This is a genomic window from Streptomyces sp. NPDC050528 (assembly GCF_044457795.1).
In the GTDB taxonomy this organism is placed as follows: domain Bacteria; phylum Actinomycetota; class Actinomycetes; order Streptomycetales; family Streptomycetaceae; genus Streptomyces.
Genome location: NZ_JBITHH010000011.1, coordinates 306,448 through 327,060 on the forward strand (window position 1 = coordinate 306,448; position 20,613 = coordinate 327,060).

21 protein-coding genes are annotated in these 20,613 nt (G+C 68.9%); 10 read left to right on the forward strand and 11 right to left on the reverse strand.

What is annotated here, in order from left to right; genetic code table 11:
• Positions 1–13 precede the first annotated feature (13 nt).
• Positions 14–607, forward strand: coding sequence for a histidine phosphatase family protein (locus ACIBK4_RS34785; RefSeq protein ID WP_399001271.1), 594 nt, complete (start codon positions 14–16; stop codon positions 605–607).
• A gap of 212 nt (positions 608–819) precedes the next feature.
• Here the strand turns inward: ACIBK4_RS34785 and ACIBK4_RS34790 are convergent, their stop codons facing one another.
• Both ACIBK4_RS34790 and ACIBK4_RS34795 read right to left on the reverse strand, forming a co-directional pair.
• Complete coding sequence (locus ACIBK4_RS34790; RefSeq protein ID WP_399001273.1) at positions 820–1,263, reverse strand: DUF6314 family protein; 444 nt, start codon at positions 1,261–1,263, stop codon at positions 820–822.
• Positions 1,264–1,265: 2 nt separating this feature from the next.
• Positions 1,266–1,520 (reverse strand): hypothetical protein, encoded by a 255-nt coding sequence (locus ACIBK4_RS34795; protein WP_399001275.1) that lies wholly within the window; start codon positions 1,518–1,520, stop codon positions 1,266–1,268.
• 178 nt (positions 1,521–1,698) lie between these two features.
• Here ACIBK4_RS34795 and ACIBK4_RS34800 point away from each other — a divergent pair, with 178 nt between their 5' ends.
• Positions 1,699–4,194, forward strand: a complete 2,496-nt coding sequence (locus ACIBK4_RS34800) for an alpha-L-arabinofuranosidase C-terminal domain-containing protein (RefSeq protein ID WP_399001277.1) — start codon at positions 1,699–1,701, stop codon at positions 4,192–4,194.
• A 14-nt stretch (positions 4,195–4,208) separates the two neighbouring features.
• Here the strand turns inward: ACIBK4_RS34800 and ACIBK4_RS34805 are convergent, their stop codons facing one another.
• A complete protein-coding gene (locus ACIBK4_RS34805) occupies positions 4,209–4,655 on the reverse strand; it encodes a carboxymuconolactone decarboxylase family protein (protein ID WP_399001279.1) in 447 nt (148 codons plus the stop codon).
• On the reverse strand, positions 4,652–5,134 hold the full coding sequence (locus ACIBK4_RS34810) for a MerR family transcriptional regulator (protein WP_399001281.1): 483 nt from the start codon (positions 5,132–5,134) through the stop codon (positions 4,652–4,654). The genes ACIBK4_RS34805 and ACIBK4_RS34810 overlap by 4 nt, the downstream gene beginning before the upstream one ends.
• 164 nt (positions 5,135–5,298) lie before the next feature.
• On the opposite strand from ACIBK4_RS34810, the gene ACIBK4_RS34815 reads away from it, so the two are divergent.
• Positions 5,299–6,144, forward strand: coding sequence for a hypothetical protein (locus tag ACIBK4_RS34815; protein WP_399001283.1), 846 nt, complete (start codon positions 5,299–5,301; stop codon positions 6,142–6,144).
• A gap of 14 nt (positions 6,145–6,158) precedes the next feature.
• On the opposite strand, the gene ACIBK4_RS34820 is transcribed toward ACIBK4_RS34815, so the two are convergent.
• The gene (locus tag ACIBK4_RS34820; protein WP_399001285.1) at positions 6,159–6,566 is read right to left on the reverse strand and encodes a hypothetical protein; all 408 of its coding nucleotides are present in this window, start codon (positions 6,564–6,566) and stop codon (positions 6,159–6,161) included.
• Positions 6,567–7,999: 1,433 nt separating this feature from the next.
• On the opposite strand from ACIBK4_RS34820, the gene ACIBK4_RS34825 reads away from it, so the two are divergent.
• Positions 8,000–9,112: a cytochrome P450 gene (locus ACIBK4_RS34825; RefSeq protein WP_399001287.1), complete on the forward strand. Its 1,113-nt coding sequence runs from the start codon at positions 8,000–8,002 to the stop codon at positions 9,110–9,112.
• Positions 9,113–9,138: 26 nt separating this feature from the next.
• A complete protein-coding gene (locus tag ACIBK4_RS34830; protein ID WP_399001289.1) occupies positions 9,139–9,930 on the forward strand; it encodes an enoyl-CoA hydratase/isomerase family protein in 792 nt (263 codons plus the stop codon).
• Between the two features lie 386 nt (positions 9,931–10,316).
• Here ACIBK4_RS34830 and ACIBK4_RS34835 read toward each other — a convergent pair whose 3' ends face one another.
• The gene (locus ACIBK4_RS34835) at positions 10,317–10,583 is read right to left on the reverse strand and encodes a hypothetical protein (RefSeq protein WP_399001291.1); all 267 of its coding nucleotides are present in this window, start codon (positions 10,581–10,583) and stop codon (positions 10,317–10,319) included.
• A gap of 73 nt (positions 10,584–10,656) precedes the next feature.
• Between ACIBK4_RS34835 and argC the strand changes: the two genes are divergently transcribed.
• From argC to ACIBK4_RS34860, 5 genes are read left to right on the forward strand one after another with little or no spacing between them, the layout of a single operon-like run.
• Positions 10,657–11,685 (forward strand): N-acetyl-gamma-glutamyl-phosphate reductase, encoded by a 1,029-nt coding sequence (gene argC / locus ACIBK4_RS34840; RefSeq protein WP_399001293.1) that lies wholly within the window; start codon positions 10,657–10,659, stop codon positions 11,683–11,685.
• Entirely contained in the window at positions 11,682–12,836 is a 1,155-nt protein-coding gene (argJ, locus tag ACIBK4_RS34845; protein WP_399001295.1) for a bifunctional glutamate N-acetyltransferase/amino-acid acetyltransferase ArgJ, read from the forward strand. Before argC ends, argJ begins: the two co-directional genes overlap by 4 nt.
• Positions 12,833–13,792 carry an acetylglutamate kinase gene (gene argB, locus ACIBK4_RS34850; RefSeq protein ID WP_399001297.1) on the forward strand — a complete coding sequence of 320 codons (960 nt, stop codon included), beginning with the start codon at positions 12,833–12,835 and terminating at the stop codon, positions 13,790–13,792. Before argJ ends, argB begins: the two co-directional genes overlap by 4 nt.
• On the forward strand, positions 13,789–14,976 hold the full coding sequence (locus ACIBK4_RS34855; RefSeq protein ID WP_399001299.1) for an acetylornithine transaminase: 1,188 nt from the start codon (positions 13,789–13,791) through the stop codon (positions 14,974–14,976). Before argB ends, ACIBK4_RS34855 begins: the two co-directional genes overlap by 4 nt.
• Positions 14,977–14,995: 19 nt before the next feature.
• On the forward strand, positions 14,996–15,535 hold the full coding sequence (locus tag ACIBK4_RS34860; protein WP_019059868.1) for an arginine repressor: 540 nt from the start codon (positions 14,996–14,998) through the stop codon (positions 15,533–15,535).
• A 73-nt stretch (positions 15,536–15,608) separates the two neighbouring features.
• On the opposite strand, the gene ACIBK4_RS34865 is transcribed toward ACIBK4_RS34860, so the two are convergent.
• From ACIBK4_RS34865 to ACIBK4_RS34885, 5 genes are all read right to left on the reverse strand, one after another.
• Entirely contained in the window at positions 15,609–16,409 is an 801-nt protein-coding gene (locus tag ACIBK4_RS34865; protein WP_399001301.1) for an FAD:protein FMN transferase, read from the reverse strand.
• Entirely contained in the window at positions 16,402–17,187 is a 786-nt protein-coding gene (locus tag ACIBK4_RS34870) for an FMN-binding protein (RefSeq protein ID WP_399001303.1), read from the reverse strand. Before ACIBK4_RS34870 ends, ACIBK4_RS34865 begins: the two co-directional genes overlap by 8 nt.
• Positions 17,188–17,206: 19 nt before the next feature.
• A complete protein-coding gene (locus ACIBK4_RS34875) occupies positions 17,207–18,589 on the reverse strand; it encodes a ferric reductase-like transmembrane domain-containing protein (RefSeq protein WP_399001305.1) in 1,383 nt (460 codons plus the stop codon).
• A 76-nt stretch (positions 18,590–18,665) separates the two neighbouring features.
• Positions 18,666–19,136 (reverse strand): FMN-binding protein, encoded by a 471-nt coding sequence (locus ACIBK4_RS34880; RefSeq protein WP_399001307.1) that lies wholly within the window; start codon positions 19,134–19,136, stop codon positions 18,666–18,668.
• A 7-nt stretch (positions 19,137–19,143) separates the two neighbouring features.
• Positions 19,144–20,496 carry a ferric reductase-like transmembrane domain-containing protein gene (locus tag ACIBK4_RS34885; RefSeq protein ID WP_399001309.1) on the reverse strand — a complete coding sequence of 451 codons (1,353 nt, stop codon included), beginning with the start codon at positions 20,494–20,496 and terminating at the stop codon, positions 19,144–19,146.
• Positions 20,497–20,613: the final 117 nt, after the last annotated feature.

Genomic DNA, 20,613 nt, shown 5'->3' on the forward strand with positions numbered 1-20,613 from the left:
TCACGATCGCCGCATGCAACTTCGGGTCACGTTCGTCGCCGCCGCGCGCAGCTCCCCGCTGCTCGCGGAGCGCTTCGAGGACGATCGCCCGCTGGACCAGGCGGGATGGGACGAGGTGCAGCGCGCCGCACCGGTTCTGCTGCCGCTGGCCGCGGCGGAGCTGCGCTACTGCTCACCGACCCCGCGCAGCCGGACCACCGGCGACGGCCTCGGTTACACCCCGCTGGTCCAACTCGCCCTGCGGGACTGCGACATGGGCCGCTGGCGCGGACTGACCCTGGGTGAGGCGATGGCCCGCGAACCGGCCCTGGTCGACGCCTGGCTCGCCGACCCGCGCTCCACCCCGCACGGCGGCGAATCCCTCCTGGCCTTCATCGCCCGTGTGGGCGGCTGGCTGGACACCCGCCCCGACGACGACGGCGGCCGCATAGTCGCCGTGGCCGAACCCTCCGTCATCCGGGCCGCGTTGGTCTACGCCCTCAAGGCACCCCCGTCGACCTACTGGAACTTCGACGTACGCCCCCTGTCGACCACGACGGTCACGGGGCATGCGGGGCGCTGGAATCTGCGGTTCGACGGGGCGGCGGTTCAGGCGAGGCGGGGGTAGGGCGGCCCGAACTCCCTTTACGGTGGGCCGAGTTCACTGCCGCTCGGTGCGCTCGGTGCGTGCGGTGGGGTGAGCCGGGGTTGTCGCGGTCCGGCCCGTGCGTGCGCGCTCCGGTGCGAACTCCGCCTGGAATCAGCCGTATTCGGCGACACCAACCCCTGCACCCGCGGCCGACTCGAACCCCGCCCGGCACGGCCTGGCTCCGCCACCCCTCAACTCCCGCGCACATACTCCGTACTGAGCACCAGATCCTTCGCCGGCCCGCCCACCCGCCACACCGTCCGCCAGTGGTCCGCATCCTGTACGGCGAACTCGCCCCGGTAGAGATCCGCCGAGCACGGATGGTCGGCCACATGGTGCCCCGAGGTCAGATCCAGGTCGTGGAAGGGCCGCCCGTCCCCGAAGCGCACGTCGGCCAGCCCGGGCACCCCGCCCGGCAGGAACCGTAGCGTCCGCTCGGCGGGGCGGGCCACGCCCTGCCAGGTGAAGGTGCCCAACTCCGTGTGCAGCAGGCCCCCTTCGGGCAGTGCGGTGAAGACGGTCGTGCCCGCGAAGTCGCCCTCGTCCCCGCTCGCCAGGTCGCGTACCGACCGCCGCACCCGCCAACTCCCGGACAGATACGCCAGTACATCCGGAACCGGCCAGAACTCGTCCATCGTCACGCCTTCCCGCGCCGCCGCCGTCGCCACCCGTCCGGCGAGCCGGTGGGCGCCTTGCGTTCGCCCTGGGCCCGGATCTCGTAGTGCGAGGCGTGGCTCGTGGCCCGGAATGCCTCCTCGTACGCGGCCAGGGCGCCGCTCATGCCGCCTCCGGCGGTGCCGCGGCGGCGGATCCGCCGGGCCAGCCAGGTGAAGAAACCCGGGACGGCGGCGAGGAAACCGAGGAGAGCCAGGCAGGGCAGCAGCGCATCCATGCCCTCGACCTTACGTCCCTCCCCGCCCCCGCCCCATTGACGTGCTCACGTCCCGTCCCTATCTTGCCGTTCGAAGTGCTGACCCATGTCCGATATTTCGAACCGCCCAGAGGGGTGTCCCCCGGGACAACCTCCCTCGGGGCAACTTCAGAGCACCTTCAAGAGCCGCGGAGTATCCATGTCACGCACCAGCCGCACCCGCCTGAGACTTGCCTTGGGGGCAAGCGCTTTCCTGCTGGCGACGGCCGTCGTCCCCGCACCTGCCCACGCCGACGACGTCACGGACGTCACCGACTACGCGATCACCGTCGACCCGTCGACGCGGGGCGCCGCGATCGACAAGACGATGTACGGCGTCTTCTTCGAGGACATCAACCGCGCGGCCGACGGCGGCCTGTACGCCGAGCTCGTGCAGAACCGGTCCTTCGAGTACTCCACCGACGACAACAAGTCGTACACCCCGCTGACCGGTTGGACGGTCGCAGGTCGGGCCCAGGTGGTGAACGACGCCGGCCGCCTCAACGAGACCAACCGCAACTACCTCTCCCTGGCGGCGAGTTCGTCCGTCACGAACGCCGGCTACAACACCGGTATCGCGGTGGAGGACGGCAAGAAGTACGACTTCTCCGTGTGGGCCCGCGCCGACAGCGGCACCACCCTCACCGCGAACCTCCAGGACGCCGGCGGAACCCTGGCGACCGCACGTCAGGTGAGGGTGAGGAAGGACGGCTGGGCCCAGTACAAGGCGACGTTCACCGCGACCCGCACCAGCACCACCGGCCGCCTCACCGTCGCCTCCTCCGACGCGACCGCCCTCGACATGGTGTCCCTCTTCCCCCGCGACACCTACAAGCACGAGCCGAACGGCCTCCGCAAGGACCTCGCCGAGAAGATCGCCGCCCTGCACCCGGGTTTCGTACGCTTCCCCGGCGGCTGCCTGGTCAACACCGGTTCCATGGACGACTACAGCGCCGCCTCCGGCTACCAGCGCAAGCGCGCGTACCAGTGGAAGGACACCGTCGGCCCGGTCGAGACGCGTGCCGTGAACTCCAACTTCTGGGGCTACAACCAGAGTTACGGCCTCGGCTACTACGAGTACTTCCGCTTCGCCGAGGACATCGGCGCGATGCCGCTGCCCGTCGTACCGGCCCTGGTGACCGGCTGCGGCCAGAACAAGGCCGTCGACGACCCGGCGCTGCTCAAGCGGCACGTCCAAGACACCCTGGATCTCATCGAGTTCGCCAACGGCCCGGTGACCTCGAAGTGGGGCGGGCTGCGCGCCGAGATGGGCCACCCCAAGCCCTTCCACCTCACCCACATCGAGGTCGGCAACGAGGAGAACCTCCCCACCGAGTTCTTCGCCCGCTTCACCCAGTTCCGCACGGCGATCGAGGCCAGGTACCCGTACATGACCGTGATCTCCAACGCGGGCCCGGACGACAGCGGTTCGACCTTCGACACGGCCTGGCAGCTCAACAAGGACGCCAAGGTCGACATGGTCGACGAGCACTACTACAACAGCCCGCAGTGGTTCCTCCAGAACAACGACCGCTACGACTCCTACGACCGCACCGGCCCGAAGGTCTTCCTCGGCGAATACGCCTCCGGCGGCAACGCGTTCAAGAACGGCCTCGCCGAAGCGGCGTACATGACCGGCCTGGAACGCAACGCCGACGTCGTCAAACTCGCCTCCTACGCACCGCTGTTCGCCAACGAGGACTACGTCCAGTGGAGTCCGGACATGGTGTGGTTCAACAACCACGCCTCCTGGGGCTCCGCGAACTACGAGGTCCAGAAGCTGTTCATGAACAACGTCGGCAGTCGGGTGGTGCCTTCGACGGCCACCGGCACCCCGTCACTGCTCGCCCCGATCTCCGGCGCGGTCGGCCTGTCGACCTGGGCGACGAGCGCGGCGTACGACGATGTGACGGTGACCGGCGCCGACGGGACGTCGCTGCTGAGCGACGACTTCTCCGGTGACGCGTCCCGGTGGACCCATACGGGGGGCGGGAGTTGGAGCCTGGAGGACGGGCAGTACGTCCAGACCGACACCGCCGCCGAGAACACCATGGTCTCGGCGGGCGACCCGGCCTGGCACGACTACGACCTGCATGTGAAGGCCACCAAGAAGGCAGGAAAAGAAGGCTTCCTGGTCGCGTTCGGGGTCAAGGACACCGGCAACTACTACTGGTGGAACCTGGGCGGCTGGAACAACACCCAGACCGCCGTCGAACAGGCCGTGGACGGCGGCAAGTCGACGCTGATCACCAAGCCGGGGACCATCGAGACGGGCCGTGCCTACGACGTCGACATCAAGGTGAGGGGTCGTCAGGTCACCCTGTACCTCGACGGACAGGAGTGGGGCAGCTTCACCGACGACAAGCCGGCCGAGCCGTTCCGCCAGGTCGTCACCAAGGACGCCAAGACCGGTGACCTGATCGTCAAGGTCGTCAACGACCAGTCCTCGGCGGCCCGTACGGCGATCGACCTGGGCGGCGCCAAGGTCGCGTCCAGGGCGAAGGTGACCACGCTCGCCGCCGCGCCCGACGCGGTGAACAGCGAGACGGCGACCGCGGTCGCGCCGGTCGTGTCCACCTTCAAGGGGGTTGCGGGCAAGTTCAGTTACACCTTTCCCGCGAACTCCGTCACGTTCCTGAGGATCAAGCAGAAGTAGCAACTGCCCGGAAATCAGGCGGAGTTGGCTCCGGCCTGGGTGTCCGGCGTGGGCTGCTGTCCCAGCGGCAGCAGTCCACGCTCGGCGAAGACCTTCTTCGCGGCGAAGGTCGCGTTGAGCGCCTTGGGGATGCCGCAGTACACGGCGGAGTGGGTGAGGGCCTCGACGATCTCCTCGGGCGTGAGGCCCACGTTCAGCGCCGCGTTCACATGCACGTCGAGCTGCGCCTCGCAGCCGCCGAGCGCGGTGAGCATGCCCAGCGTCACCAACTGCCGGTCGCGCGGGGCGAGTCCGGGGCGGTCGTAGATCTCGCCGAAGGCCCAGGCGACGACCTGGTGACCCAGTTCGGGGTTGATGTCGGCGAGCGAGTCGACGACCCGCTCCCCGGCCTCGCCGTCGATGCGCTTCAGGACCTCCAGGCCGTGGGCGAAACGCTCTTCGCGGGTGGTGCTCGCGCTCATGTCGGTTCATCCGATCCCGGCTGCTCGTGATCGTGCTCGTGATCGCGATCGTGCTCGATCTCGTCGAGGAGCAGCTGTTCGTAGTGGTCGATCTTGTTGTCCAGCACTGCCGCGTTGCGGCGCAACGCCCTGATCCGGTCGGCCAGTTCGGCGCGGTGCTCGCGGAGCATCGCCAGCCGGTCGGCGACCGTGACGTTCCCCGCCGCCCGCAGCGCCGCGAACCGCTGCATGTCGGCGATCGACATGCCCGTCTCGCGCAGCCGCAGCAGAAACTCCAGCCAGGCCAAGTCCGCTGCCTGGTATCGCCGTTGGTTGCCGGTGGTCCGGCCGACCCGTTCGATCAGGCCGGCCTTCTCGTAGTAGCGGAGCGTGTCGTGCGAGAGGCCGGTGCGCTCGGCGACCTGGGCGATGGTCAGGGTCGGTTCCCGATCCTGACCCCGGTCCCGGGCGAGGGGCTTCGGGGGCTGTCCGCTGCTCATGAACACAACCGTAGAACCTGGAGCGCGCTCCAGGTCAAGCGGGCAGGGGACCGCCGTAGGCGCGGGACTCGTCCCCGAACCGTTGAATGCCGCTTGACCTGGGCATTACCCGCCCCGCACACTTGTCCGGCTCCCGGGGAGGGAGTGGGCGAGGGGGATTCCACATGAGCGGGACGACCGCGATCGACGTGTACCAGGACCGCTGCGAGCAGCTGTTCCTGGCCGGGGGAAACGCGGCCGTCCGGCGTGCCGCGCAGGAGGGGCTGGACGAGCTGGGGCCGCAGCCCGATCTGTACTGCTGGCTGGCTCTCGGGCATGCCGTCGAGGACGACGACGACCATGACGACCGTGCGGAGGAGGCGTTCCGGGCGGGACTCGCGCTGGACGCCGACCATCTCGGGCTTCTCGCCGGTTACGCCGAACTGTGCCTGCGCGCCGACGGGTTCGAGCACCCCGGCCGTGCCGCGCGCGCCTCCGTTCTCGCCCGGCGCCTGAAGGAGTCGGCACCGGAGTCCGCCGAGGCCGAACAGTTCGCGGCCGCTGAGCGCTGGGCCCGGCGCGGTTACTGGGACGACATCAGGATGAGGGCCGTGGTCGGTGCGCTCCAGGGCCGTGACACCGAGGCCCAGGCCCGCGCCCTGGCCGAGGACCTTCGGCAGCGGGACGGCGACGGCGACGGCGACGGCGGCGCGATCACGCAGGGGGCCGGGACCGTCGACCGGGCCGCCACCGTGCGCGCCGCGACCCTGGAGGCGCTGTCGGGTCCGTGGAACGCGCCGGTGCGCCTTCTCGGCCGGTACCGGACGGCCGCGTGGGCGGTCAGCCTCATCCTGTGCTTCGCCACCAACACGATGCTGCGGCGGACGGGAGTCGTGGACCACTTCAGCCTGTGGGGCTACCTCTGGCTGATCCCCGTACTGATCGTCGACCGCCGCTTCGCCGCCGTCCGCAAAGAGGCCGAGGCCCGCCACGTCGCCCACCTCGAAGCCGTACTCGCCGAGCGGTCCTGACCGGGCGGGAGGTGTCAGCCCTGAGCCGGCCGGTGCCGGAAGTGGCCGAGGGCGTAGTGCGCGGGGACGATCGTGATCCAGAACCACATCGCCGCGGTCGTGTCGACGTAGGCCAGGGGGATGGACAGGCCGAACACCAGGACGCTGGAGGCGAGTTGGACGGTGAAGCGGCGGCGGTCCAGGGCGGCGGGGGATGTGGGTGAGGGGTGCACCCGGCGTTGGGTGAGCAGGAGCAGGGTCGCATGCACGGTGTGGATCGCGGCCATGGCGCCCGCGTAGAGGGCGACGGCGTCGGGCTGGGAGGCGTACTCGGCCAGGGAGGCTGGTGGGGGAGGGGAGAAGGAGGACCAGGCGCAGGCGCAGGCCCATGCCCAGGCCGAGGAGGGTGAGGAATGCGCGCTTTGTACTTCCTGGACTGCCATTCCGGTAAGACCGGAAAGTCCTCAATGTTCATAGACCGCCTTGCCTGTTTGGGACGAGGTGGTCTTTTCTGGCAGCTCGCGGCATGGCAGCTTAGAGGTATGGGTGGAGGCGGAGGGCGAACGCTCACGGGGAGGCTCGGGGTGCTGCTCATCCGTCGGGGAGTGTTGTTCCGCAGGGTCACGAGTCTCGGATCCGGGCGACAGATTCGACGCCGAGGCGGCGCTCCGACCGCCAGTGCCGACTTGTCCCCGCATCGACGCGGTGGAACGGCGCACGCGTATGTGAACGGATTCGGTGCCGCGTTTCTCTGGGAAATGCCGGGCGGTGCCCAAGAGTTGATCGGTGGGTGCGAGGTCTGTCCAGCCGATTGCGATTCGCTGGGCTTTTCCATACGGACATTGAGCGAATTCAAGGAAACCCGCGCCTGCCCAAAAATTGCGGCAATAATCCAGAATGGGTGCCACCCATGAACGACCATCTCGCAGAGAATGTGCGGCCTCGGCGTCTGCAATAGCGGGCACCGGAGACAAGGCCCAGGATTCTCGACGCCGATGGTCAGATGTTTCTGGCGAGCGTCCTTCACGCGGCAGCAGGTAACGGAACTCCCTGGCCGGATTGGATCGAGTTCAACATCGACCAAATGACCGAAGTGAAAAAGCAGGGTGAGCTGAGGTCGCATATCGTCCTGGAGGATCACGTCGTCCAAATATCTGGAACGTGGTCCGGTCTGTTTCCATCATGCACAAGAGCGTTGTGGCGGTAATTGATCAACCGGAAGTTCTTCCTTTCGTGGACTTCTCGGAGGTTCGGGGCGAGAAGCTTTGCGCCGCCTTGCTCGAAAAGCGCGGCAATGAGGCTGACACCGAGACGGCATAGCTCCTCCAGCTCCCGTCAGGCCTCCCTCAGTTGTCCAACGCTGCTCGTCCCGGCCGTCCGCAGGACGAGGTGGACGGACCACGCCCCGCCTGACGTGTATTTACCTGCGGCCAGAGACTTTGGCGCGGGCTGAATGCCCGCGACTTCCTGTGAAAGTCCAGTGTGTCTTTTCCTGCGGCGCACATCCGCGCCCTCGCGCGTCACCGGTTGTTGCATCCCTGTAAATAGGGACGCGCAGGCGAACTGAGGGACGTCGTTTTTGGCAGGTCAGGTTCGATGATGAAAGCCTGAATCGGTCAAACGTGATCCGCACAACAGCAGACACCGCGCATGAACGTTCAATCACAGGGGTATGCAGGCTTCCGGTTACGTCCTGGCTGCTAGAGGAAGAGTTGTCGTGGAATCCATAGTTGCTTCTAGCAACGTCGATCGACGCGCACTGGTTTCGCTTTTCGCTCGTCTTCGCAGGGGTGAAGGACAGTCCAATCCGCTACCCATATACAATCATCTCAGGTCACTTGGTGAGGTGATGCCGGCGCCGTGGGGAGGGTATTTGGTGACTTCCTATCGGCTGTGCCACAGCATTCTGCGGGATAAGTCGTGGAGGGTTCCCGATCGTCAATGGCGCGCCAGCCAGACGGGCTCGAACCGATGGAATTCAGCGGCATCGTTCCAGATGGCTGCCACTCTGCCGATGCTGAATCCTCCGCTCCACACGCAGACGAGGGAAATCCTCGGAAGCGTGTTCAACAAAGGCTCACTCCCGCAGTTGAGCTCTTCGATAGAAAAGACGGTCGACCGTCTCCTCGACCAATTCTTCGAGGAGCTGAGTCAAGGGCCGGCGGATTTCGTGAAGAGCGTCGGTGAGGAACTTCCCGTAATCGCGATCGGTGAGTGGTTGGGCCTGCCCTCAGCCGACTACGGCCTCCTGCGAACCCTGACCCACGACCAGGTCTTCACCCAGGAGTTGTTTCCGTCCGCGACCGAGCTGTCACTCTCGGATGCCGCGACCGCTCGACTCCGGTCCTACTTCTCCGCGCTGATCAAGGACCGCCGGGAGAATCCTGGCACCGATCCCATTTCGAACTGGCTCAGGATCTGGGATGAACGAGAGCGCGACCGGGCCACCGTCGACGAGGCCGTCCACTCCATGGCCATGTTCATGATTCTCGCGGCCCTGGAGACAACGAGCCACGTGCTGTCCGCAATGCTTCGTCTCGTGCTCGACCACCGAGAACAGGAGGATTGGCTGCGCCAGTCCCCTCATCTCGTACCGGACGCGGTCGAAGAGGTCCTGCGCTACGACCCACCGATTCACATGATCAGCCGCATCGCCGGCACCGACACCGACTTCGGCGGAATCCGCGTGCCCGCAGGCGGGATGGTCCAACTCATGGTGGGAGCGGCCCATCACGACCCGGCCCACTGGACGGATGCCCACCGCTTCGATGTCCGTCGTCGTGAGACGAAGACGGCCGGGCCCCCGCACCTGAGCTTCGGAGCGGGCATTCACTACTGCCTCGGCAACCAGCTCGCCCGCCTGGAAGCGACCGTCCTCCTCAGATCCCTGCTCAAGCGCCCCCGGCGCCTTCGCATCAACGCACCTGTCCAGTGGGCGTCGCGGATCGCCTTCCGGCGCATGACTTCGCTGGAACTCGTCCTCGTATGACCCCCACCCACTCCAAGAGAGCTGACATGCCGACCGACTTCAAGACTCTGCGCGTGGTCGAAGAGGGCCCCGTCCTCCAGGTACAGCTCAACCGACCCGAGCACGGAAACGCCCTGTCCGGAGAGGTTCTCACCGACCTCCTGGAGGTGCTGCACATGCTTCAGGAGGACACCACGATCCGCGTCATGGTGCTCTCCGGAGCAGGAGACGATTTCTGCCAGGGAGGCGACCGCAGCGAGTTTCCCGCCCTGCTGGCCGAAGACCCCTCCGGTGGCTCACTTCGCGCGCTCGCCGCCAAGGCTGAGCGTGTGTGTGCCGCACTCTCCACACTGGAGGTGGTCACCATCGCCCGGCTCCAGGGAGACGTCATCGGGGCCGGCTTGGGACTCGCCATCTACTGCGATCTGCGCGTCGGTGCCGAGACCTGCCGCTTCCGGATGCCCGAGCTCGGGCTCGGGCTCCCGCCTGCCTGGGGAGGAGTCCTCGACCGGCTCCCCACAGAGGTGGGGCAGTCCTGGGTCCGCTACCTGCTGCTGACCTCGGAGCCTTTCGATGCCCATAGGGCCCGGGAGCTCTCCGTCCTCCACAATGTCGTTCCACCCGACGGCCTCGACGCGGCCGTCAGCCGTCTGGCCAAGACGATCGCACGCCGGGACCCTGCGGCCATCCGAATAACGAAGCGGATGCTGAGCGCACGGGCCAACGCTGCCCAGCTCTCCGTCGGCGGCTACTTCGACGGAGAGTTGCTCACATCCGCGGTAACCCGGGCGGTCAACGCACGTTCGTCGAGAGGACAGATGAGTTCCGACCCGAGCTGAGCCGACGGCTCCCCGGGCCGGTCCGCCCGGAGCCAGGGTCCGGTCGGTCACCCGCTCCGGGCGGATGGAAGGCGGCGGGACCTTCCGCGACTTCCGCCGGACGGATCTCTCCGCCGAGAGATCCCCGAACAGGCGGCGTGGCCTTCCCTGCGGGGGAGACCACGCTGTCGGCAGAAGTCCCGGGCACCACTGGGGGCTTCACCTTCGCCGGGCCCATCGCGTCCGGGCTCTGGTACGCGTGCGAGCGCTGTCGCCAGCACGTCAAGGCCGACCGGCGGGCCGACCTGGCCCCCGAGTGCGGATACCTCGCGGGCGGCAACCGGGCCGACACCCGGCAGCCCTTCCGTGCCGCACACCTTCCGCGGCGCACGCCTTCCCGGGCCGGGCTACGCCTGGCCGCATGCCGAGCGGTCCCTGGCCGGCCGTCGGCGCGAGGACAGCTGATCAAGGGCGCTCCAGACATACGGGCGCCGGCCTGCGACCACCGAGTACCGCCATCCGCAGGCGGCCGCCACTTCCCTGGCCGCCGCGAACTTCAGCGCGTCCTCTTCCTTGATCGGCCCCACCTCCGGTGCCCTCAAGAAGTCCGGCGCGACCAGCAGGCGCATCTCCTCCAACGACTCGAAGCCGTGCGTCCTGCCTGTTGAGGCCATCACCTCAAGCCTGGATCGGATTGCATAAACGTGCAACGAAACGTATAGTCATGCCATCGAAGAGGAGGGTTCCATGGCGGTACGTGCGGCAGTGGCCGGAGCGAGTGGGTACGCGGGCGGAGAGCTGCTGCGTCTGCTCCTGGCCCACCCCGAGGTCGAGATCGGTGCTCTGACCGGCAACTCCAACGCCGGACAGAAACTCGGCGCGCTGCAACCGCATCTGCTGCCGCTCGCCGGTCGAGTCCTCCAGGAAACTACCCCCGAAGTCCTCGCCGGACACGACGTCGTCTTCCTCGCGCTGCCGCACGGCCAGTCCGCCGCCGTCGCCGAGCAACTCGGCCCGGACGTCCTCGTCGTCGACATGGGCGCCGACTTCCGGCTGAAGGACGCGGCCGACTGGGAGAAGTTCTACGGCTCCGCGCACGCCGGCACCTGGCCCTACGGCTTGCCCGAACTCCCGGGCGCCCGCGCCGCGTTGGAGGGGTCCAAGCGCATCGCCGTACCCGGTTGCTACCCGACGGCCGCCTCGCTCGCGCTCTTCCCGGCGTACGCCGCCGGACTCGCCGAGAACGAGGCCGTGATCGTCGCCGCCTCCGGCACCTCGGGAGCCGGCAAGGCCCCCAAGGCTCACCTCCTCGGCAGCGAGGTCATGGGCTCCATGTCGCCCTACGGCGTCGGCGGTGGCCACCGGCACACCCCCGAGATCATCCAGAACCTCGGCGCGGCGGGCGGCGAGCCCGTCACCGTCTCCTTCACGCCCACCCTCGCGCCGATGCCCCGCGGCATCCTCGCCACGTGCAGCGCCAAGGCGAAGCCCGGTGTCACCGGCGAGTCCGTGCGCGCCGCGTACGAGAAGGCCTTCGCCGACGAGCCCTTCGTGTACCTCCTCCCCGAGGGGCAGTGGCCCGCGACGGCGTCCGTCTACGGTTCCAACGCCGTTCAGGTGCAGGTCGCGTACGACGAGGCCGCGGGACGGATCATCGCGATCAGCGCCATCGACAATCTGACCAAGGGCACCGCGGGCGGTGCCGTCCAGAGCATGAACCTCGCCCTCGGGCTCGACGAGTCCACCGGGCTGACGACGATCGGAGTCGCGCCGTGAGTGTGACGGCAGCACAGGGATTCACGGCCGCGGGCATCGCCGCCGGGATCAAGGAGAACGGCAACCCGGACCTGGCCCTCGTGGTCAACACCGGGCCCCGCCTCGCCGCCGCGGGCGTCTTCACCTCCAACCGCGTCAAAGCCGCGCCGGTCCTCTGGTCCGAGCAGGTGCTGAAGGGCGGCAAGGTCTCCGCCGTCGTCCTCAACTCCGGTGGCGCCAACGCCTGTACGGGGCCGAAGGGCTTCCAGGACACCCACGCCACCGCCGAGAAGGTCGCCGACACGCTGGGCCTGAATGCCGCCGAGGTCGCCGTCGCCTCCACCGGGCTCATCGGACTCCTGCTCCCGATGGACAAGCTGCTGCCGGGAGTTGAGAGCGCCGCCGGTCAACTCTCCCCGCACGGGGGCGAGAAGGCCGCCATCGCCATCAAGACCACGGACAGCGTGCACAAGACCGCCGTCGTGACCAGCAAGGCCGGCTGGACCGTCGGCGGTATGGCCAAGGGCGCGGGCATGCTCGCCCCCGGTCTCGCCACCATGCTCGTCGTCCTCACCACCGACGCCGATGTCGCAAGTGACGTACTGGACACGGCACTTCGGGCCGCGACCCGCACCACCTTCGACCGCGTCGACTCCGACGGCTGCATGTCCACCAACGACACCGTGCTGCTGCTCGCCTCCGGCGCCTCCCAAGTCACCCCCGACCAGGCAGAGTTCGCCGAGGCCGTCCGCGCCGTCTGTGACGACCTCGGGCAGCAGCTCATCCGGGACGCCGAAGGTGCCAGCAAGGACATCAAGGTCGAGATCGTCAACGCCGCGAGCGAGGACGACGCCGTCGAGGTGGGTCGTTCCATCGCGCGCAACAACCTCCTCAAGTGCGCGATCCACGGCGAAGACCCCAACTGGGGACGGGTGTTGTCCGCGATCGGGACCACCAAGGCCGCCTTCGAACCCGACCAGCTCAACGTCGCCATCAACGGTGTGTGGGTCTGCAAGAACGGGGGCGTCGGCGAGGACCGCGACAAGGTCGACATGCGCTACCGCGAGGTGCACATCGTCGCCGACCTCGCCGCCGGCACCGAGACCGCGACCATCTGGACCAACGACCTCACCGCGGACTACGTCCACGAGAACAGCGCGTACTCCTCATGAGCACTACTCGTAAGCACACCGCGCTGCCCAAGGCGCAGATCCTCATCGAGGCGCTGCCCTGGCTGACCCGGCACAACGGCAAGACCGTCGTCATCAAGTTCGGCGGCAACGCCATGATCGACGAGGACCTGAAGGCCGCCTTCGCCCAGGACGTCGTCTTCCTGCACCACGCGGGCCTCAAGCCCGTCGTCGTGCACGGCGGCGGCCCGCAGATCAGCGCCGCCCTCGACAAGCACGGCATCGTCAGCGAGTTCAAGGCCGGCCTGCGCGTCACCACCGAGGACGCCATGGACGTCGTACGGATGGTCCTCGCGGGCCAGGTGCAGCGCGAGTTGGTCGGACTGCTCAACCAACACGGGCCGCTCGCCGTCGGGTTGACCGGCGAGGACGCGCACACCATCACCGCCACCAAGCACCAGCCCGAGATCGACGGGGAGTTGGTCGACATCGGGCGGGTCGGCGAGATCACCGCGATCGACACCGGCGCGATCGAGGCTCTGCTCGCGGACGGCCGTATCCCGGTCGTCTCGTCGATCGCCAGGAGCGAGGACGACGGACATGTCTACAACGTCAATGCTGACACGGCTGCTGCGGCTCTCGCTGCTGCGCTGGGGGCCGAGACTCTCATGGTCCTCACGGACGTCGAGGGTCTCTACGAGGACTGGCCCAACAGCGACGAGGTGATCAGCCGCCTCACCGCCACCGAACTCGAAAAGCTGCTCCCGGAGTTGAGCTCCGGGATGGTGCCGAAGATGGAGGGCTGTCTGCACGCCGTGCGCAACGGCGTGACCACCGCCCGCGTCATCGACGGCCGGGTCCAGCACTCGATCCTGCTGGAGATCTTCACCGACGAGGGCATCGGCACGATGGTCGTGCCGGACGAGCTGCCCGACGCGAAGCCCGCGAAGAAGAAGTCCGCCAAGAAGTCCGGCAAGAAGCAGGGGGATGCCGTATGACCGCGAATGAGGAGCTGACCCAGCGCTGGCAGGGGTCGCTCATGAACAACTACGGCACCCCGAAGCTCCCCCTCGTCCGCGGCGCCGGCGCCAAGCTGTGGGACGCCGACGGCAACGAGTACGTCGACTTCGTCGGCGGTATCGCCGTCAACGCCCTCGGGCACGCGCACCCGGCGATCATCGAGGCCGTCAGCACGCAGATCGCCCAACTCGGCCATGTCTCCAACCTGTTCATCGCCGAACCGCCCGTCACGCTCGCGGAACGGTTGCTTGAGCGCTTCGGCCGGGACGGCAAGGTGTTCTTCTGCAACTCGGGTGCCGAGGCCAACGAAGGCGCCTTCAAGATCGGCCGGTTGACGGGCCGTCAGCACATGGTCGCCACCCAAGGCGGCTTCCACGGTCGGACGATGGGCTCCCTCGCCCTCACCGGCCAGCCCGCCAAGCAGGAGCCGTTCCTCCCGCTGCCCGGCGATGTGACGCACGTGCCCTACGGCGACGCGCAGGCGCTGGCCGCCGCCGTCACCGACGAGACCGCGCTCGTCATCATCGAGCCGATCCAGGGCGAGAACGGCGTGGTCGTACCGCCCGCCGGCTACCTGAAGGCGGCCCGCGCGATCACCGCCGCGCACGGCGCGCTGCTCGTCCTCGACGAGGTGCAGACCGGCGTCGGCCGTACCGGGCACTGGTTCGAGTACCAGGCCCACGAAGGCGTGCTGCCCGATGTCGTGACCCTCGCGAAGGGGCTCGGCGGCGGGCTGCCGCTCGGCGCGACCGTCGCGTTCGGACGCGCCGCCGACCTGCTCCAGCCGGGCCACCACGGCACGACGTTCGGCGGCAACCCGGTCGCCTGCGCCGCCGGACTCGCCGTCCTCGACACCATCGCGAACGAGGGGTTGCTGGAGAACGTCAAGCGGCAGAGCGAGAAGCTGCGGGACGGAATCGAGTCGCTGGGCGACCCGTTGATCGATTATGTCCGGGGCGCGGGCCTCCTCCTGGGTATCGTGCTCACCGAGCCGCTCGCGCCCCAGGTGCAACAGGCGGCTCAGGACGCCGGTTTCCTGGTCAACGCGCCCGCCCCCGATGTCGTACGGCTGATGCCACCGCTGAACCTCGGCGACGACGAGGCGGACGCGTTCCTCCGGGCGCTGCCCGGTGTCCTGGACGTGGCCAAGGGGGACGGATGATCCGGAGAATGAGTCGACGATGAGTCAGGCGCAGGAGCACGAGCACACCGCGGGGCCTGCCGTGCCGCAGACCCGCACCGCCCGCCACCGCCGGATCGTGGACATCCTCAACCGGCAACCGGTGCGTTCCCAGAGCCAGTTGGCGAAGCTGCTGTCCGACGACGGGCTGAGCGTCACCCAGGCGACGCTCTCCCGGGACCTGGACGAGCTGAACGCGGTGAAGATCCGCAACAACGACGGCGACCTCATCTACGCGGTCCCGAGCGAGGGCGGTTTCCGCACCCCGCGCGTGCCGCTGGGGGAGTCGGCGAAGGAGGAGCGGATGCGGCGGCTCTCCTCCGAGCTGCTGATCTCCGCGGAGGCCTCCGCCAACCTCGTGGTCCTGCGCACCCCGCCGGGCGCCGCCCAGTTCCTCGCCTCGGCGATCGACCAGGCCGAACTCCAGGACATCCTCGGCACCATCGCCGGCGACGACACCCTCCTGCTGATCAGCCGGGACCCGCTCGGCGGCCAGGCCCTCGCGGACCATCTGCTGCGGCTGGCGCAGAACGACCACTGACACACCCGTACGGCCAACGAGTCGGGGGCGCACCGGAGTTGTCCGGTTCGCCCCCGACTCGCATGGGGGATCCCTACCCGAGGCGGGCCGCCAGTCCGCCCGTGCAGCGCACCTCGTCGCCCGCCGTGATGAGCAGCGCCTCGACGTCCGGCAGCGACTCCAGCCAGGCCAGACCCTCGCGCGAGCCCATCGCGAACGCGGCCGTGGCCCAGCAGTCGGCCCAGGTCAGACGGGGTGCCACTACGGTGACGGCGACCAGGTCGGTCACCGCGGACTTGCCGGTGGACGGGTCCACGATGTGCGCCCCGCGCTCGGCCGTACCGGAGGTGGCCACGGCCAGCTCGTCGGTGCCCGCGGCCGAGATGACCGCCGCGAGACCGCCCGGGCGCAGCGGGTCGGAGACGCCGACGCGCCAGGGCCGGTGCGGTCCCGGTGTGCCGAACATCTGGACGTCACCGCCGCCGTTGACGCTGACCCCGCTCACCCCGGCCGCCGTGAACAGCCCGGCCGCGCGCTCGGCGGCCCAGCCCTTCACGATGCCGGTCGGGTCGAGCCGGCCCTCGTACGTCGTGCTGAACCAGCCGGCGCTGACCCGTTCCGCCTCGGCGCCCAGCTCCAGCACCTCGGCGACCTCGGCGTCGCACTCGGCCAGGGTCAGCTCGCCGCGGGCCAGCTTCGAGACCTGACTGTCGTCGCGGTAGGTGCTGAACACCTCGTTCACACGGTGGAGTTGGGCGATCGCCTGCTCCAGCGCGGACTGCACGGCCTCGGGCTCCCCGCCGCGGATGTCGAAGGAGAACACCGTCCCCATGACCTCCTCGGCGTGCCGCAGGGCGACGGGAGCCTCCGCGGGATCGGTCACCGTGTCAGCCACCGGCCTTGTCCAGCGCCGACTGCAGGGACTGCTTGTAACCACCGCTCGTGTACGACGCGCCCGACACGGAGTCGATGGTCGCGCTCCCGGCCGCGACGGCCTCCTGGTTGAGCTTGGGGATCGCCAGCGCCGTCTTCTGGTCGCTGGTGCCGCCCTTCGGCGCCTGGATCGCCTCGGCCTTGGTGATCTTGCCGTTCGCGACGGTGATGCGGACCTGGACGGGCCCGTACTCGGTCGTCGCGACATCACCGGTGACGGTCTTGGCCTGAGCGGCCTGACCCGCCCCGGCGGCCGAACTCTTCGACGGGGCGGGCGTGTTGGCGCCGGCCGCCTTCATCTTGTCGATCGCCGACTGCAGGGACTGCTTGTAGCCGCCGCTCGTGTAGGTCGCCCCGGACACGGACGTGATGTCCGCGCTCTGGGTGGCGACGACCTCCTGGTTGAGCTTGGGCACGGACAGCGCGGTCTTCTGGTCGCTGGTGCCGCCCTTGGGCGCCTGCACGGCCTCGGCCTTGGTGATCTTGCCGTTGGCGACCGTCAGACGGACCTGGACGACCCCGTACTGGGTCTGGGCCACGGCGCCGGTGACCGTCGAGGTCCCGGCCGCCGCTGCACCGCCCTGCGGCGACTCCTGCGCGGCGGCGGCTCCCTGGGCCGCCGCACCCTGCGCGGACGCCGCTGGATCCGACGCCGGCTTCAGGGAGAGCAGCAGCACGATCCCGGACACGGTGGCGGCGCTCGCGAGCAAAACACGCCGGATGGGGTGGCTCTTCTTCATCGCTCCTGACTCCCGTCGCTCACATCTCGAACGACTCGTGATGGATGCGGCGGGCGGGAACCCCCGCGCCGCGCAGTGCTTCGTAGACCGACTGCGCGAAGCCGGGCGGCCCGCACATGAAGACGTCGTGGTTGTCGATGTCGGAGATCTTCCGCCGCAGGGACTCCGCCGAGATGTCGGGGCGTTCCCCGTCGGGGCTGTTCACCGCGTACATCAGCCGGGCGCCGCGCTCGTCGGCGATCTTCGCCAGCTCGTCCCACAGCGCCAGGTCCTGCGTGGTGTTGGCCCGGTAGAGCAGCGTGATGTCACCGGCCGCGCCGGGCAGCGTCTCGAACAGCGCCCGCATCGGCGTGATGCCGACGCCGCCCGCGACCAGCAGCACCTTGCCGCGGGTGCGCCGCTGCGAGGTCAGCGCGCCGTACGGGCCCTCGGCCCACACCTTGGTGCCGGGGCGCAGTTCGCGCAGCCGGGCGCTGTGGTCGCCGATCGCCTTGACCGTGATCCGCAGCATGTTCGGGCGGGGCGCCGCCGACAGCGAGTACGGGTGCGAGCTGAACCGCATGCCCGGCGCCAGGAACCGCCACCGGAAGAACTGCCCGGCCTCGGCGCCGATCCGGTGCAGCTTGCGCCCGCTGATCAGCACCGACACGATGCCGGGCGTCTCCTCGATGACCGCCTCGACCCGCATCCGGTGCCGCATGTTGAGACGGATCGGGGTGAGGATCCGGTACCAGACGACCAGCGCGGTGACCGAGCCGTAGAGCCCGTACCAGACGGTCTTGGCGATCGGCGTCAGCGCGAAGTCGTTGCCGGTGCTGATCTGGTGCCAGAAGGTGAAGAACACCGCCGCGTACGTCAGCAGATGCACGTGGTACCACATGTCGTACGGCAGCCTGCGGCGGACGGCGCCGATCGACGAGAGGCCGATGAGCAGGAACAGGCCCGTGCCGATGGCGGCCTTGCCCATGTCGGGCAGCTGGTTCACCGAGTCGATGGTCTGCTGGACGATGTCGCTCAGCGTCTTGCCCGCCTGGAGGGCGTAGCCCCACATGATGAGGAAGACGTGCGCGAAGACCAGGCAGAGCGTGTAGCGACCGCTCATCGCGTGCCAGCGGGCGACCCGGTCGGAGCCGACCCGGCGTTCCAGGGCGGGCACCCGGGCCATCTGCAGCACGACGAGTGCCATCAGATAACCGGCCAACAGGCCGGTGATACGGCCCGCGTTGAGGATCTTGCCGTTCTGGTCGGCGATGGACGGCGTGTTGTGCCACCACAGCCACAGCACCCCGACCGCACCCGCCCAGACGGCGAGCAGCAGCAGGGTCGCTGGGGAGCGGCGCGGGCGGATGCGGCGCATCGTCTGTCGGCGGGCGGCACGTCCGCCTGCGAGCGTGGTGGTCACGGTTCCTCCGTGGACGGGGCAAGGGGGGGTGGGCTGGTCCCTTGGCCCTGAAGTACGTGCCGTTGCGCCTGTGCGTTCAGAGTCCCGCGGAGTCCAGTGCGGACTGGAGTGACTGGCGGTAACCGTCACTTGTGTAGGTGGCTCCCGACACCGTGTCGATACTCGCGCTCTGCGCGGCGAGTGCCTCGCTCTTCAACTGCGGCAGGGCATAGGAGTTGATCTCCTGGTCGCGCGGATTGTCCGACGGCGACTGGACCGCGGTGACATCGGTTATCTTGCCGTTCTTCACGGTGATCTTCACCTGTACGGGACCCCAACGGGTCTGCACCGTGTCGCCGGTGACGGTCTTGGTGCCGGTGGCGGTCGAACCCCCGGACCCGGTACCGGAGTTGGCGCCGGCCGAGCTGGAGGCGGCCGGCGCGGGCGCCACCGCTATCGCGGGTGCCGTGTGCGGCTTCAAGGCCAACAACATCACCAGACCGGACGCGGTGACCGCGCTCGCCAGCACGATGCGGCGCAGCGGACGGTTCTGCTTCAACGGATGCATGACGGCCTCACAGCTCGAACGACTCGTGGTGGATACGGCGGTCCGGCACACCGGCGGCGCGCAGAGCCCCGTACAGGTCCTGGGCGAAGGCGTGCGGACCGCAGATGTACACGTCGTGCCCGGCGAGATCGGGCACGGCCTCGCGCAGCGCCGCCGCGCCGAGCGAAGGGCGTTGCCCCTGCGGCCCGTTGAGCGCGTACAGCACCTTCGCCCCGCGCCACTGCGCGATGGCCTCCAACTCCGCTCCCAGCGCCAGGTCTTGGGCGGTCCGCGCCCGGTACAGCAGCGTCACCTCACCCGGCAGCGTCTCGAACAGCGCCCGCAGCGGGGTGATCCCGACCCCGGCCGCGATCAGCAACGACCGCTGCCCGGTGCTCCGTTGGGCGGTCAGCGAGCCGTACGGCCCCTCCGCCCACACCCGCGCGCCCGGCCGCAGCAACGGCACGGCCGCGCTGTGGTCGCCGAGCGCCTTGACCGTGATCCGCAGCAGGTCCCGGCGGGGCGGCGCCGACAGCGAGTACGGCGTCGAGGTCCAGCCCATCCCCTCCCCGAAGAACCGCCAGCGGAAGAACTGCCCCGCCTCCGCGCGGAGTTCGTCGACTTGGCGCCCGCGGACGACGACGGAGTACACACCCGGCGCCTCCCGGTGCACGGACTCGACCCGCAGCCGGTGCCGCAGATTGAGCCGCACCGGCGCGAGGATCCGGTACCAGATGACCAGAGCCGCGACGCCGAGGTACAGGCCGTACCAGGCGGCCGTGGCTCCGGCGTGGCCGTTGAACTCGTTGCCCAGGCTCAGTTGGTGGAAGAAGGTGAGGAACACGGCGACGTACGTGAGGAGATGGACGTAGTACCAGAACTCGTAACTCAGCCTGCGGCGCGCGGCGCGGGCCGAGGTGATGCCGACCGCGAACAGGATCAGGGCACCGAACGTGGCCTTCAGCATGTCCGGATAGTCGAGGACCACCGTGACCGTCTCGTGCACGATCGAGGCACGGTCCTGGGCGGCGTAACCGAGCAGGATGAACACGACGTGCACGACCAGCAGGCAGACCGTGTACCGGCCGGCCATCGCGTGCCAGCGGGCCACCCGGTCCGAGCCGACCCGCCGCTCCAGCAGCGGCACCCGCGCCATCAGCCCCACGAGCACCGCGCAGGCGTACCCGCACAGCAGCCCGGCGATCCGCCCGACCCCGGTCAGCCAGCCCGCGGCCCCGACGACCGAGCCGGTGTCCGCCCACCAGAGGGCGACCGAGGCCGCCGCCCCGGCCCAGATCAGCCCGAGCACAGCGCCCGCCGGTGAACGCCGGGGAGCCGGCGCCACGGGCGGTGCCGTCCGTCGTTCGTACACGGTGGTCATGTGTGTGTCCTTTCACCCGTCCTGCACACAACTGTGGGGGCCGAACTTCTGAGGGATCTCTGAGCGGACGACTTTCTCAGCTTTCTCAGAGGAAACTCAGAGCCGCTCACGGCGGCC